The sequence below is a fragment of the Photorhabdus sp. RM322S genome (assembly GCF_042879395.1).
GTDB lineage: Bacteria > Pseudomonadota > Gammaproteobacteria > Enterobacterales > Enterobacteriaceae > Photorhabdus > Photorhabdus khanii.
In genome coordinates this window covers 25362-39573 of the sequence record NZ_JBHFKW010000016.1, presented here as the reverse complement: position 1 = coordinate 39573, position 14212 = coordinate 25362, and the positions used below count along the sequence as shown (strand labels likewise).

Here is a 14212-nt window from a genome sequence, read left to right as displayed (position 1 = left end):
TCCCTTGATTTAATACGTTAAAGGTAAAGAAATGGTTTTATTATCTCGGGCTGAGAGATAGGCAGCGATAAGCAATTCTAATGATTTTAAGCCTTCCCGGCCATCCGTGATGGGTTGGGCTTCTCCTCTCATCACATCAATGATATTTTTATAATAAAGCGGGTGACCAAACCCATAAACGGAGGTGGTTTCATAGCTGGCTTCTTTGACTTGCCGGTCATACTCTTTTTCGTCGGAAAAACGCCATTCCTGGATTTCATTAACCGCCAAACCCCCTACCCGGACTGTACCTTTTTCACCCAGAATGGTGATAGAGCCTTCAAGGTTTTGCGGGTAAGTACACATAGTGACGGCCATCGAGCCTAAGGTCCCGTCTCGCCAGCGGATATTCAGTACGCCGGTATCTTCCGTTTCGATATCCAGGTGGGTCGATGTCATGGCCTGCACATCTTTGACCGGGCCAATCAGCCATTCAATTAAGTCAACGTAATGGCTCGCCTGATTCATGAAGGCACCGCCGTCAAATTCCCATGTGCCCCGCCAGGCGGCTTGATCGTAATATTCTTGCGGACGGGTCCAGAAAACATTGAGGTGAACCAGATGGATTTTGCCAAAACGTTTTTCACTGACTGCACGTTTCAGTAATTGTAATGTGGCGTTTAAGCGATTTTGTTTGACGACAAACAGGCGTTTTCCGGCTTTATCGGCAGCTTTGACCATGTTTTCGCCATCGGCGAGTCGTGTCGCCATCGGCTTTTCTGTGACGACATGAAAGCCTTTATTAAAGCAGGCAATGGCTTGTTCGGGATGCAGCCCGGAGGGGGTGGTCAGGATAATGATATCGGCGGTGATATTATCCAGCATGGTATTTAAGTTGTTAAAACCCGGGACGCCCATTTTTTCTATCGTCGCTGTTAATACTGCTTGATCGTTATCACAGATTGCGACTAATTCAGCATTTTCCTGATGTGCTGCCAGAGCATTAAAATGGTTTTTAGCAATTCTTCCACATCCCACTAAAGCGAATTTTATTTTTCTGTCTTTAATTATGTTAAGCATGGTTTGTCCTGGATTAAGCTTTTATGACGTTTTGGTGATTTGGAGAATATTTACCGCGGGTATCAACGACTAACTTTGCGTGATTGACGATGAATTCATAATTAAATTTGTCGTGATCGGTGGCTAAAATAACGCAGTCAAATGCTTTTAGATTCTTTTCCGTGATAGGCTGGCTGATTAAATTAAAATGGTGTTCACGCATTTTAGGAAATACCGGGACGTGAGGGTCGGAATATTCAATATTGGCACCTAAATCCCTGAGTCTTTCCATGATATGTACCGAGGGACTTTCTCGCATGTCGTCAACATTCTTTTTATAGGCGATCCCCAAGACTAAGATGCGGCTATTATTAATGGATTGACTTGCTTTATTCAGGGCTAAGACGGTTTTGGTGACCACATAATCGGGCATGGATGAGTTGACTTCACCGGAGAGTTCAATAAAGCGGGTATTGATACCGTATTCCCGGGCTTTCCAGGTTAAATAGAAGGGATCTATCGGGATGCAGTGACCGCCTAATCCCGGGCCGGGGTAATAGGGGACAAAGCCAAAGGGTTTAGTGGCGGCGGCCCGGATGACTTCGTGGATATCAATGCCCATTTTGTCGGCGACCAGTTTCATTTCGTTGACTAAACCGATGTTGACCGCCCGGTGTATGTTCTCCAGCAGTTTAGTCATCTCGGCCGCTTTGGTTGAACTGACGGGGACGACCTGGTCAATCGCAGGTTGGTAAACGGCAAGCCCGGCTTTTAAACAGTTTTCAGTATGGCCGCCAATGACTTTAGGGATGGTTCGGGTTTCGAAATCAGGGTTGCCGGGATCTTCGCGTTCGGGTGAATAGACCAGGAAGAAGTCTTCCCCCACTTTTAACCCGTTTTCTTCCACCCGGGGTAATAACTCTTCTTCGGTGGTGCCGGGGTAAGTGGTGCTTTCTAAGGAGAGGAGTTGGCCGGCTCTTAAATGGGGTTTTATCATCTCCGTGGTGTTAATCACGAAACTAATATCAGGTTCACGGTATTTATTTAACGGTGTGGGAACACAAAGAATAATCGCATCACATTCGGCTATTTTGGCGAAATCTGTTGTGGCTTCGAAACCGGAATGGATGGCCTGATTAATTTTGGTTGCGGGAATATGTTCGATATAACTTTGGCCTTGATTTAATTTATCTGTTTTTTCTTTATCAATATCAAACCCAATCACTTTAAAGCCAATATCGTTATATCTCAGCATTAGCGGTAAGCCAACATAGCCAAGACCAACAATGGCAATAATGGCTGTTTTATTATCAAATTTATCGGTGAGAATGTTTAGTGATGACATATTTTGCCTTTAATATTATGACCTGAAAATGTACTTGTGAAAATAAATAACATTTCGCAGTTTTTAATTAGGGTGCTATTTATTTTCATAAGTGCTATTTGGCAGATGAAACTTTAACAGGCTATTTTTAAATAGTTTGTGTAAGGTCTATTGTTGAAATAATAAATAGTGAAATAATAATAAAGCTACCGCACTAGGTTATTGGTTCCCAGAAATCCATATAGTTCTATAAATTCATTTAATATTTTGATTTTAAAATGCTTTTTTTAGTTACTTGTCGCAACAAAAAGAAACAAAATATAAGGTTTTTTAATGATTAATGAAAAGAGTAAACTGTCAGCCCTTCTGGGTCAAGCCTGACAGAATACTTGTTTGATGAATTGATAGAATAAGGTTAGTTGATCTTGGTATTTGTATTATCGTCCATGAAGTGGCAGCCAGATGACCAGACGTAAGCCGCCTAATGGGCTGTCTTCAGCACGTACCCAGCCGCGGTGCTGGCTAACGGCGGTTTCAACAATCGCCAGACCAAGGCCTGTGCCGCCGGATTCCCGGTCGCGGGCTTCGTCTGTACGGTAGAAAGGACGGAATATGTGTTCGCGGTCTTCCGGGTTGATTCCTGGGCCGTCATCATCAACGGTAATGGTGATCCCTTGATGATCAGCATGGAATGCGACCGCAATATGGTGGTGGGAGTAGCGTAAGGCATTACGCACGATATTTTCAAAAGCACTGCCAAGTGCTAATGGGTTGCAGTAAATGGTCCAGGAACCCAGTGGTAAGGTTGCTTCAAGGGTTTTATCCATTTGTTCAGCTTCGAATATGGCGTTATCAAGAATATCGTTCCATAAATCGGTTATTTTGATATTTTCCCGCAGGAGTTCGTTTTTATGCTGGCTACGGGAGAGCACTAACAGATCGTTAATCATGCTGTCCAGCCGTTGGGCTTCTGTCTCGATTCTTTCCAGTTCTTTGCTTTCACCATGACGGCGGCGAAGTAATGCCGTTGCCAGTTGCAGACGGGTAAGAGGCGTGCGCAGTTCATGGGAGATGTCGGAGATGAGCCGTTGTTGTGCCGTGACCATTCTCTCCAATACGCTGATCATTTGGTTGCAGCTGTTACCCGCAGCCAAAAACTCTTGTGGCCCAGCTTCCAGTTCGGGATGCTGACGTAAATTACCTTTCGCAACGTCGTCGGCGGCATTTTTTAATTTACGGGCAGGTTTGGCTAAACTCCATGCTAGCCATAATAGTAATGGCGCACTGATTAACATGGTGGCCGTTAATAATAATAGTGGCCGGTCAAACATCAGGTTAATAAAGTCTGATTGCGGGCTGTTCGCCGGGCGAACTAAATAGAGTTGGTAATGATCTTCCCCATCCCGGATAGAAAATGGTCCTAACATCTCAGAACGGCCATATTTTTTCTTTTTCGGATGATCTGCGTTATCTGATTGGCCGATAAAGTTGCGGACAACTTGCATTTCACTTCTTTGGGCACCAATGACTCGTCCTTCACTGGTCACTAGGATCAGGCGTTGTCCTGGTGGTGCCCATTTTTCAATGGCGCGAAATAAACGGCGCCACCAAAGTAAATCATTAGCCGGGTCTTGAGCTAATTCTGCTTCAATATGTTGTTCCAACATGACGCCCTGCCGGTATTCATTTTCCAACAGGGAGGTCAGTTGCCTGGAATCCAGTTTCGGCACCATTAAGACTAACATCAGGACTAATGCCAGGGTGAACCAGAAAATGGCGAAGATGCGTGCCGTTAGACTGTTTATCATGTTGGGGAAACCATTAAATATCCACGGCCACGTAATGTTTTAAACCATTGCAGGCCATCTTCCCGTTCAGGTAATTTCCGGCGCAGGTTGGAAATATGCATATCAATTGCCCGGTCAAATGGGGTCAGTCGTTTACCTAATACTTCCTGGCTCAGGTGTTCGCGGGAAACAACCTGGCCTAAGTGTTGAGTCAATAAATAGAGCAAGGTGAATTCAGTTCCGGTTAAATCTAATATTTGATTAGCAAAGCTGGCTTCCTGTCGGCCAGGGTTTAATTGCAGTTTATCAACCTGAAGGGGGGGAGGGCCATTTTCTGCCTGTTGTTGTTCACTCCAGTTTGAACGGCGAAGGATAGCGCGTATACGTGCTACCAACTCACGATCGTTAAATGGTTTGGCGAGATAGTCATCTGCACCTAATTCCAATCCCAGCACGCGATCTAAATCGCTTCCACGTGCTGTCAGCATAATCACCGGGGTTTGATGGTCTAGCCGAAGTTCTTTCAGTGTTGCAATGCCATTTTTACGCGGCATCATAATGTCGAGTAATAGCAGATCAATTGAATCGTCAAGGAATTTTAATGCCTGCTCTCCATCATGAGCGATAACAACGTTAAATCCTTCCATTTCAAGTAATTCTTTTAATAGTGATGTCAATTCTCGGTCATCATCAACTAATAGGATTTTATGCATCGATTACTTCCTCCAAGAGCAAAAATACGATAACAAACTTTGCTATTCCACGACTTTACGTTCTTTTACAAGCTCTGACGCTAGTTTGCAGCCGCGTAGGTATAGTTGTCTACAATTTGAATCGAATAGCATCGTTCGGGGAAACGAGGAGTTGTTTAATGCGTAACATAGCAGCGTTAGTTTTAGCGTCAATATTTGTTCTTGGCTTGGCAGCATCTTTAGCTGAAACAGAAAGTATAGTGCACGCTGCTACGGTACCCGGTAATTGTGCACCCTGTGGTTATAAAAGCGAGGGAAACCATCATTACCGTAATAATGACATCGGTGATAACGATCATATGTTTAATGGTATCACTTTAACTGAGCAACAGCGTCAGCAAATGCGTGATTTGGTGGGGCAGAAACATCAACAGCGTTCGTCAATGTCCATGAGTCGCACAGAGCGTGAAGAGATGCGTAAGCTGGTCACTGCGAAAGATTTTGATGAAGCGGCAGTAAAGGCTCAAGTTGAAAAGATGGTCAAATTTAATGTTGAACGTCAGATAGAAATGGCCCGTATTCATCATCAGATGTACCAATTGCTGACTCCTGAACAGCAAGTGCAATTGGAGCAACATCATCAGCAGCGTATTTCTCAGTTACCGAACTGATTTGTAATACCCATAGCAGTAAGCAGTAAATAGTAGCAACCGAGAATTTTTCCTTGCCATAGACACCATCCCTGTCTTTTCCCCCGCCTTTCTCAGGCGGGTTTTTTTTATCTGGTTAAGATTAATTCATTTTAAAATCAACTAGATAAGGTTTTTATAAGCAACACAAAATGACTTGCGAATGTGTGGCGTAGAACGTGCGTTGCTTGCCCTTCTGGTAAATCAGGTTTTATTGACTTTAACTTTGTACGAAAGTTTTCGTAATCAACGTCAAATAATTCCCCTGACTTCTGTTTAATTTCCTTTTCTAACTCTTTTGATATCGGAATAGTTCTTTGCTTGCCATTTTTAGTTTTTAAAAATGTCACTCGACAACTCTTTATGGGTAAACGTCTACATCGCTGGCAGAAGTCGGCTCCACTCATCCTGTGTCATTAGCCATTTCTTATCCTGATGAGATTACTGATTTACCACAATAATATATTTATTTGTTGATACTTTTAGAGGTGGACCTGCTACGGCAGTAACGCGCCTCCTAGGGTAATCAGCGAAGGAATGCCGATTAATAACGTAAATTGCCTTTAAAAGAAAATCGCCACCGCTGGTCGAGGAAGCGGAGTATCCCCCGCCGATTCGGCGGGTTTTTTTATTGTTGTTATTCTAACCAATCCTGTTTATCTTATTTCATTTAACTTAAGTGGATTTGATTGTTCATTTGTTTTTTGGAAGGGAAATGATATGTCTGGTAATGAGGTAAAAGATAGGCGTCCGATCAAAACACGTAATGCAATATGGGTCGGGAAAACGGCTAAGTGGCTGCAATATAGAGGGGTGACACCAAATGGCATATCGGTTGCCAGTGTTGTTTTTGCGGTATTAGCTGGGTTGTGTTTTGCGGTTTGTTTTTTGGTCAAACCTTTCTGGCTGACTTCAGTTTTGTTGATTGTTGGAGCGCTGTCCATTCAAGCCAGGTTAATGTGTAATTTATTAGATGGGATGGTTGCTGTTGAAGGAGGATTGAAGACGGCTGCCGGCGCTGTTTTTAATGATCTTCCCGATCGTATCGCGGATTCTTTTATTTTGATTGGATTGGGATATGGTTTAACACTTTTTCCATTTGCGATTTCTCTTGGCTGTATTGCTGCATTATTGGCTGTTCTGACGGCTTATATTCGTTTATTAGGTGGTACTTGTGGTTTACCTCAGCGTTTCCTTGGCCCAATGGCTAAGCAGCATCGGATGGCGTTAATGACTGTTGGTGCAATTGTCGCGGCCTTTTTATCTCCGTTATGGGGCCAGTATCTTTTGCTGGCGGTATTAGTCGTTATCACGTTGGGTTGTCTCTGGACATGTATTCGGCGAACCCGAGTCATATTGGCTGAATTACAGGAGAAGGATGCTTGTAATGAATAGATCACAAGAAGTGACATTGGTAAGTAAAGGGATGGGCTCTTTTCTATCCGGGCTTTGCCGTTTATTAACCGGAGTGAGGATTCGTTGGATTGGGTGTAAGCCATCGGTTGTTTCCCGGATTTATTATGCCAATCACACTAGCCATTTGGATGGGTTGGTTATTTGGGCCGGATTTCCCCGAGTATTACGCTATCGGGTGCATCCGGTCGCTGCCCGTGATTATTGGAATAAGACAAGTTTACGCAGGTATTTTATCAATAAAGTTTTTCGATCTGTCCTGATTGATCGCAAAGGGGAGGACGGTTTAAAAGAAAATACGCTTATACCAATGGAGGATGTATTAAGGCGCGGGGAGTCTTTGATCTTATTCCCTGAAGGGACACGGGGAAGTGGCGAACAAGTCAATAAATTTAAAGGTGGTCTGTATTATTTAGCCAAGAAATACCCTGAGGTTGAGCTTATTCCTGTTTATCTGGAAAATTTAAACCGAGTTTTGCCAAAAGGTTCAGCACTTGTTGTTCCTGTTATTTGTTCGGCGACATTTGGCCGACCTTTGGAAAAATTAGGCGAAAAAGAGGAAAAAGCGGATTTTCTACAGCGGGCTCGCTTGGCATTGGAGACGTTAATACTATGACCATTAATAATAAATTGCTTTTGTTGTTGGGCGGTATGTTTGTACCGTTAATTATTGCCAGTATTGTTGGGGCAATGCTGGCCTCTAAGTGTTCAGCGGAAAGCCATCCGACCATTGAGAATCTGAATGCTCGCATCCGCGGTTGGTGGGGAATGTGCATTGTTTGTGTGTTGTCCGTCATTGTTGGGCCAATCGGTTCAGTTTTATTATTTGCAAGTATGTCATTTTTTGCTTTGCGGGAATTTTTCACTTTGACACCAACACGACGCAGTGACCATGAAGCTATGTTCTGGTGTTTCTTTATTTTCATGCCATTGCAATACATTGCCGTTGGTATTGAGTGGTATGGCGTGTTTTCTATTTTCATTCCTGTTTATGTGTTCCTATTTTTACCTGCCCGTATTGCATTGGCTGGAGATACGACGAACTTTCTGGAGCGGACAGCTAAAATACAGTGGGGAATGTTAGTTGCTGTATTCTGTATTAGTCATGCTCCCGCTTTATTGATGTTGGATATTCCAGGTTATGAAGGGGAGAACGTCGAATTACTACTGTTTTTAATGATTGTGGTGCAGATGTCGGATGTTTTGCAGTATGTGTTTGGTAAATTGTTTGGCAAACATCCTATTGTGCCTAAACTGAGCCCGAATAAAACCGTTGAAGGTTTTGCCGGCGGCATTTTGGCTTCCGTTTTATTGGGAATGTCACTTTACTGGGTAACGCCATTTTCTCCGTGGGAGGCGGGTTTGATGTCGTTGGCGATTACGTTGATGGGCTTTATTGGCGGCTTGTGTATGTCAGCGATAAAACGCGATAGTGGCATCAAAGATTTTGGTGAAATGATTGAAGGTCATGGCGGAATGTTAGACAGAATCGATTCTTTATGTTTTGCCGCCCCAGTATTTTTCCATCTGACACGCTATTTCTATACGTAATGGAAAGATACCAGCGCAATGAATGAGAGTTAAAGGTGATTGATCAGCACTGTGGTATGGATTGCCGCAGTGCTGGCCTCTTTTTTATTGCGGATAAGGCGTATTCCCGATCAGAGTAAGGAGTCGCAGGAGCTATAATTAAATTATTTTCAGTTAAATTGATCTCAAAAAGGGATTTATTGTTAATGCAGACTTGGTTTTTTACCGTATTATATGCAGGGTTGAATCAATTCAGCATGATTGCCTCAGTGCGTTGGGCGATAACAGGTTAAGAAGGCAGATTTCTGTTTCAGGCAAAGTGATAGCATACGAAGCCCGCCGTTAGCGGGTTTGCAATTATTACATCTACAAGTTCAGAGGTCATCATGATCAACGAGATCAAAAGAATCGGTGTCTTAACGAGTGGCGGTGATGCGCCGGGTATGAATGCGGCTATTCGTGGTGTGGTTCGTGCAGGATTAACCGAAGGGTTAGAGGTTTTCGGTATTCATGATGGTTATCTTGGCTTGTATGAAAACCGCATGAAGAAACTTGATCGTTTCAGTGTATCCGACATGATTAACCGCGGTGGTACTTTTCTGGGTTCAGCCCGTTTCCCTGAGTTCAGGGATGAGAAGATTCGTGCTATCGCTATTGAAAACATGAGAAAAATCGGTCTTGATGCACTGGTGGTTATTGGCGGTGATGGTTCTTATCTTGGGGCGAAGATGCTGACCGAAGCCGGTTTCCCATGTATCGGTCTGCCGGGTACCATTGATAATGATGTGGCGGGTACGGATTATACCATCGGCTATTTCACCGCACTGGAAACGGTTGTTGAAGCCATTGACCGCTTGCGTGATACTTCAACTTCCCACAAACGTATTTCCATTGTTGAAGTGATGGGGCGTTATTGTGGTGATCTTACTCTGTCAGCCGCTATCGCGGGAGGTTGTGAGTTCATCGTTTTGCCAGAAGTCTCATTCAGTCGTGATGAACTGGTGGCTGAGATTAAAGTGGGTATCGATAAAGGTAAACGCCATGCGATCGTTGCGATTACTGAGCATGTTTGTGATGTCTATGAACTTGCGAGGCATATTGAAAAAGAGACTCATCATGAAACTCGTGCAACCGTCTTAGGCCATATTCAGCGTGGTGGTTCTCCGGTCGCTTATGACCGTATTTTGGCTTCCCGTATGGGGGCATATTCCATTCAATTGCTATTGGAAGGTTATGGTGGTCGTTGTGTTGGTATCCAGAACGAGAAACTTGTTCATCATGACATCATTGACGCAGTGCAGAATATGAAACGTGTGTTTAAACAGGATTGGCTGGAAACTGCGAAAAAGCTGTATTAATCACGTCAATACAAGCAAATCTGTATCTGTTGCAGCCTCTTTGGAGGCTGTAATTGCTCCTCAGTATATTCCTCTTGAATATAAGTAAATGTTTTTAATTATTTCTGAGTGATAACGCTTTCTGTCAGCCTTGAATTTCATAACAGTTAAAACAGTTTGTGGAGAGATTCAAATGAGAGTCAGATGGCGTGTGGCATTGGCGTTATTGTTGATGACCAGTAGCAGTGTATGGGCAAAAAATATTCAGCTTCTTAATGTTTCCTATGATCCAACCAGAGAGTTATATCAGCAATATAATCAGGCTTTCAGTGATTATTGGCAGCAGAAGACAGGGGATAAAGTGACAATCCGGCAATCTCATGGTGGTTCCGGTAAGCAGGCAACGTCTGTCATCAATGGCCTTGAGGCAGATGTGGTGACACTGGCTCTGGCCTATGATGTGGATGCCATTGCCGAGCGTGGTCGGATAGATAAAGGGTGGATTAAGCGTTTACCCGATAATTCTGCCCCCTATACTTCAACAATTGTTTTTCTGGTGCGGAAAGGCAATCCAAAACAAATTAAAGACTGGCCGGATTTAATTCGTCCAGGTGTTGCTGTTGTGACACCAAATCCAAAAACATCAGGTGGTGCCCGCTGGAATTATCTGGCTGCGTGGGGTTATGGGTTGGCGCATAATAATCAGGATCAGAGTAAAGCCAAAGCGTTTGTTAAAGCGCTTTATCAGAATGTTGAAGTGCTGGATTCCGGCGCCAGAGGAGCGACCAATACTTTTGTCGAACGTGGAATTGGTGATGTCTTAATTGCCTGGGAGAATGAAGCGTTATTGGCTATCCATGAGCTGGATAAAGATAAATTCGAAATTGTCACACCCAGCGTTTCAATCCTTGCTGAACCGACGGTTTCTGTCGTTGATAAGGTGGCAGATAAACGTGGTAGCCGTCAGTTGGCAACGGAATACCTGCAATACCTTTACTCTCCAGTTGGGCAGGAGATAGCGGCTAAAAATTATTATCGCCCACGTGATAAAGCGATTGCCGATAAATACCGGTCTATTTTCCCGGAATTAACATTATTTACGGTCGATAAAGTATTCGATGGTTGGGGAACAGCGCAAAAAGTGCATTTTGTGACTGGCGGTGTATTTGATGAGATTATTCAACGCCAGAAGTGAATAACCGCCGTAGGTGTACGGCGGACAATTATCCCTAAAATTTGAATCAGGCTCTTTTAGCTGCTGCTGCGGCTTTTACAATAACAGCAAAAGCGTCAGCTTTCAGGGAAGCACCGCCAACCAGTGCACCGTCAATATCCGGCTGGGTGAATAATTCAGCCGCGTTACCTGCGTTCACAGAACCACCGTACTGGATAATCACTTGTTCTGCGATTACCGCGTCTCTCTTCGCAATGTGATCACGAATAAATTTGTGCACAGCCTGAGCTTGCGCTGGTGTTGCTGATTTACCGGTACCAATCGCCCAAACGGGTTCGTAAGCGATGACCGCATCGTGGAAGGCTTCTACACCTAATGTGTTCAGGACAGCATCAATTTGTCTTGCGCATACTGTTTCAGTTTGGCCGGCTTCATTTTCCTGTTCAGTTTCACCGATACACAGAACTGGGATCAGACCTTGTGCTTTAAGAACGGCAAATTTCTTCGCAATGAATTCGTCACTTTCTTTGTGGTAAGTACGGCGCTCAGAGTGGCCGATGATGATGTATTCTGCGCCAATGTCTTTCAGCATTTCAGCGGAAGTTTCACCGGTAAATGCGCCAGACAGGTTGATGTCAACATCTTGTGCGCCCAGAGCCATGTGGCTGCCAACCAGCGCTTGTTTAGCCTGAGAGAGATAAAGTGCTGGTGGCGCGATAGCGATTTCACAGCCAGTAACATGGTTCAATTCTTTACTCAGGTCAGTGATAAGTTCGTTGACCATATGGGTACTGCCATTCAATTTCCAGTTACCCATAACAAATGGATGTCGCATGTTTTTTCCTCCAACCAGAAAATTTTTAAGTAGTGGATTGAATGAAATTCATTCTTAGGATCAATTCGTTAGATCAGTGGTCCACAGTATAGTGGTCATTACAAGCAATAGCTTTGCTTTTTATCACTAATTTTGATTAGTTTTCTGGTCCAGATAACGACAGCTTAATCGGTTCAATGGCAAAAGTAAGTGTTTTTTCGCTACCGTTTACCACAATATAGCGAATGGCGCCGATGTTGTGGCTATAAAATGGCAATTTTTTGCTGTTTTTCAGCAAATTATCAATATTTTCTTTGCTTTGCTCCTGTGAAAGGGTCGGATTAAAGTGGCGTATCAACGCGATCATGTACTGCTCTGTCAGCATTTGATTTTTCTGAGTTTCTGTTTCATTTTCTGATAGCAGTAATGTCAGTTGCAGACTTTTGATTTTTTCACTTCCCCGTTCCAGTACCGCCGAGGAGTAAAGTTTCTCATTGATTTTGCTGGCTGCCCGTGTCAGTGGCAGATAAATGTCTTTGCCGGTAATGACCCGATATTCGTGTAATGGTAATGCCGGGTTGCGGCGATTATATTTTTCACGAAACCGCGGGATAGTTTCATCAAAAGAGGGGGCATTTGGCATAAGGTAGGCCGCTTGCGCTATGGGCCCAGTTGTTTTGGATGTATCGGCATGGGTTACCAATGGTAAGCCCGCGCTGCTTGCCACTAACGTTATTGCCAGAAATTTATTAACGTCCATTTTCATGTTGCCGCTCGCTTGGGTTAAACTGCACCGAAAAACAGAATACACGATTGGAAGAGAATAGATGACATTACAACAATGGGGTTTTTCATTTAAAGGGCGAATTGGGCGACGGGAATTCTGGATTGGTATCGGTGTTTGTCTGGCTTTGATGTTTGTTATCTTTACTATTCAGGGAATGAGTTCTTTAACCATGCGTTATGCTGTTTTTGCGCTGGTTTTGGTGATGTATCCTGCGGCGGCAATAATGGCGAAGCGTTTACATGATCGCAATAAGCGGGGAGGCTGGTCGCTGCTTTTATTGCTGGCAGGGTTGCTGATTGCCGCTGATTGGGGGGGAATGGAACCATTCTGGCAATGGGGGATTGGCCGTTTTATCCCCACATTAATCATCGTTATGATGGTGCTTGATTGCGGTGTATTCCGTGGCACGGATGGGCCAAACCGGTTTGGTGAAGGGGCAGAAAAAGTGGATTTTATTTCTGCCAAAGATGATTGACATTACCAGTACTGTTCGCTGGTGATATGCCCTGGTTTGCGGCGCAGGTGTTTTGCCATTCCTCGCTGTTCTTTTAGCAGTTGTTGGGTATCTTTCACCATTTGGGGATTACCGCATAGCATAATATGGCTGTTGTCGCTGTTCATCGGCAGACCGACAGCCGCCTCAAGTTCGCCATTTTCGATCAATGCTGGGATACGGCCAGTCAATGAGCCAGGGTTTTGTTCGCGGCTGACGATCGTCTGAATTCGTAATTTGCCGTTGAAGCGCTGAACTAATTGTTCCATTAAGGGCAGATAGCTTAAATCTTGTGTTAGCCTGACTGCATGCACCAATACGATGTGCTCGAATCTGTCCAGATAATCCCCTTGCTGAAGGATTGACAGATAAGGGCCAATGGCTGTCCCCGTTGAAAGCATCCATAATGTTTGGCAATCCGGTATTTCATCAAGAATAAAAAATCCGGCGGCTTGTTCTGTAACCAATAGGTCATCACCGGGTTGCAGGGCGGCTAACCGTGGGCTGAGTTTGCCTTCTGGAACCGTCACTAAATAGAATTCAAGATTATTATCTGCCGGTGCATTAACGTAAGAGTAGGCCCGTTGAACGCGTTCATTCTCTATTTCCAGCGCCAGCTTAGCGAATTGACCGGCGGTAAACTCTTCAACCGGTGCATGCATCCTGATGCTGAATAAGGTATCCGTCCAGTGAATAACTTGTGTAACTTTTCCTGTAATCCAGTTTGCCATTGGAACTTATCTCCTAATCCTGAAACCCCGGAACAGTTTGTTTTTATGCCGTTATTTTAGTCTATCGATATAAATACTATTATCGATTCTGTGTCATAGGGGAATGAATTTGTTTTTCTTAATATCTGGTTCGAATAGTCGAAGTTATCTTAATAACCAATAAGAATTTCAGTAGAAAATTCAGAAAACTAACAGCTTGCCATGCTATAGATCTTATCTATAAATATGGAGATAAATTATCAAAGGAATATTCTGATTCTATCTACGAGATAATAAAAGGTCTGTCGATATTAGGTCTTATGCTAGATCTTAATGTTCGATTCAGTTTTAAAAGAAAATTTCTGAAGGTAGGAAATAAATAGAATTTCAAAGGGTGGAATTTTCCACCCTTTCTTTATTTTTA

The 14212-nt window shown here is 43.7% G+C and carries 14 protein-coding genes and 1 pseudogene; 7 read left to right on the top strand and 8 right to left on the bottom strand.

The window, feature by feature from the left end; translation table 11 throughout:
- Positions 1-9 precede the first annotated feature (9 nt).
- The 4 genes from ACGF63_RS11390 to cpxR form a co-directional block, all read right to left on the bottom strand.
- Positions 10-1059, bottom strand: coding sequence for a Gfo/Idh/MocA family protein (locus tag ACGF63_RS11390; RefSeq protein ID WP_387630796.1), 1050 nt, complete (start codon positions 1057-1059; stop codon positions 10-12).
- Positions 1060-1072: 13 nt separating this feature from the next.
- Positions 1073-2383 carry a nucleotide sugar dehydrogenase gene (locus tag ACGF63_RS11385; protein WP_036845570.1) on the bottom strand — a complete coding sequence of 437 codons (1311 nt, stop codon included), beginning with the start codon at positions 2381-2383 and terminating at the stop codon, positions 1073-1075.
- Between the two features lie 416 nt (positions 2384-2799).
- The gene (cpxA, locus tag ACGF63_RS11380) at positions 2800-4170 is read right to left on the bottom strand and encodes an envelope stress sensor histidine kinase CpxA (protein ID WP_387630792.1); all 1371 of its coding nucleotides are present in this window, start codon (positions 4168-4170) and stop codon (positions 2800-2802) included.
- The gene (gene cpxR, locus ACGF63_RS11375) at positions 4167-4862 is read right to left on the bottom strand and encodes an envelope stress response regulator transcription factor CpxR (RefSeq protein WP_036845575.1); all 696 of its coding nucleotides are present in this window, start codon (positions 4860-4862) and stop codon (positions 4167-4169) included. The genes cpxA and cpxR overlap by 4 nt, the downstream gene beginning before the upstream one ends.
- Before the next feature lie 158 nt (positions 4863-5020).
- Here cpxR and cpxP point away from each other — a divergent pair, with 158 nt between their 5' ends.
- Positions 5021-5512, top strand: a complete 492-nt coding sequence (gene cpxP / locus ACGF63_RS11370; RefSeq protein WP_036845578.1) for a cell-envelope stress modulator CpxP — start codon at positions 5021-5023, stop codon at positions 5510-5512.
- 161 nt (positions 5513-5673) lie between these two features.
- On the opposite strand, the pseudogene ACGF63_RS11365 reads toward cpxP, so the two are convergent.
- Positions 5674-5895: pseudogene (locus tag ACGF63_RS11365) on the bottom strand (integrase); the annotation flags it as partial.
- Between the two features lie 355 nt (positions 5896-6250).
- On the opposite strand from ACGF63_RS11365, the gene ACGF63_RS11360 reads away from it, so the two are divergent.
- From ACGF63_RS11360 to ACGF63_RS11340, 5 genes are all read left to right on the top strand, one after another.
- Positions 6251-6925, top strand: coding sequence for a CDP-alcohol phosphatidyltransferase family protein (locus tag ACGF63_RS11360; protein ID WP_036844860.1), 675 nt, complete (start codon positions 6251-6253; stop codon positions 6923-6925).
- A complete protein-coding gene (locus ACGF63_RS11355; protein WP_132355411.1) occupies positions 6918-7559 on the top strand; it encodes a 1-acyl-sn-glycerol-3-phosphate acyltransferase in 642 nt (213 codons plus the stop codon). The genes ACGF63_RS11360 and ACGF63_RS11355 overlap by 8 nt, the downstream gene beginning before the upstream one ends.
- The gene (locus tag ACGF63_RS11350; RefSeq protein ID WP_132355410.1) at positions 7556-8494 is read left to right on the top strand and encodes a phosphatidate cytidylyltransferase; all 939 of its coding nucleotides are present in this window, start codon (positions 7556-7558) and stop codon (positions 8492-8494) included. Before ACGF63_RS11355 ends, ACGF63_RS11350 begins: the two co-directional genes overlap by 4 nt.
- A 365-nt stretch (positions 8495-8859) precedes the next feature.
- Positions 8860-9831, top strand: coding sequence for a 6-phosphofructokinase (gene pfkA, locus ACGF63_RS11345; protein WP_036844867.1), 972 nt, complete (start codon positions 8860-8862; stop codon positions 9829-9831).
- 172 nt (positions 9832-10003) lie between these two features.
- Positions 10004-11005 carry a sulfate ABC transporter substrate-binding protein gene (locus ACGF63_RS11340; protein ID WP_387630786.1) on the top strand — a complete coding sequence of 334 codons (1002 nt, stop codon included), beginning with the start codon at positions 10004-10006 and terminating at the stop codon, positions 11003-11005.
- Positions 11006-11051: 46 nt separating this feature from the next.
- Here the strand turns inward: ACGF63_RS11340 and tpiA are convergent, their stop codons facing one another.
- The gene (tpiA, locus tag ACGF63_RS11335) at positions 11052-11819 is read right to left on the bottom strand and encodes a triose-phosphate isomerase (RefSeq protein ID WP_387630783.1); all 768 of its coding nucleotides are present in this window, start codon (positions 11817-11819) and stop codon (positions 11052-11054) included.
- A 136-nt stretch (positions 11820-11955) separates the two neighbouring features.
- Positions 11956-12558: a DUF1454 family protein gene (locus ACGF63_RS11330; RefSeq protein ID WP_387630781.1), complete on the bottom strand. Its 603-nt coding sequence runs from the start codon at positions 12556-12558 to the stop codon at positions 11956-11958.
- Between the two features lie 67 nt (positions 12559-12625).
- On the opposite strand from ACGF63_RS11330, the gene ACGF63_RS11325 reads away from it, so the two are divergent.
- A complete protein-coding gene (locus ACGF63_RS11325; RefSeq protein ID WP_152963629.1) occupies positions 12626-13060 on the top strand; it encodes a DUF805 domain-containing protein in 435 nt (144 codons plus the stop codon).
- Between the two features lie 2 nt (positions 13061-13062).
- Here ACGF63_RS11325 and fpr read toward each other — a convergent pair whose 3' ends face one another.
- Positions 13063-13809, bottom strand: coding sequence for a ferredoxin--NADP(+) reductase (gene fpr, locus ACGF63_RS11320; protein ID WP_387630779.1), 747 nt, complete (start codon positions 13807-13809; stop codon positions 13063-13065).
- Positions 13810-14212: the final 403 nt, after the last annotated feature.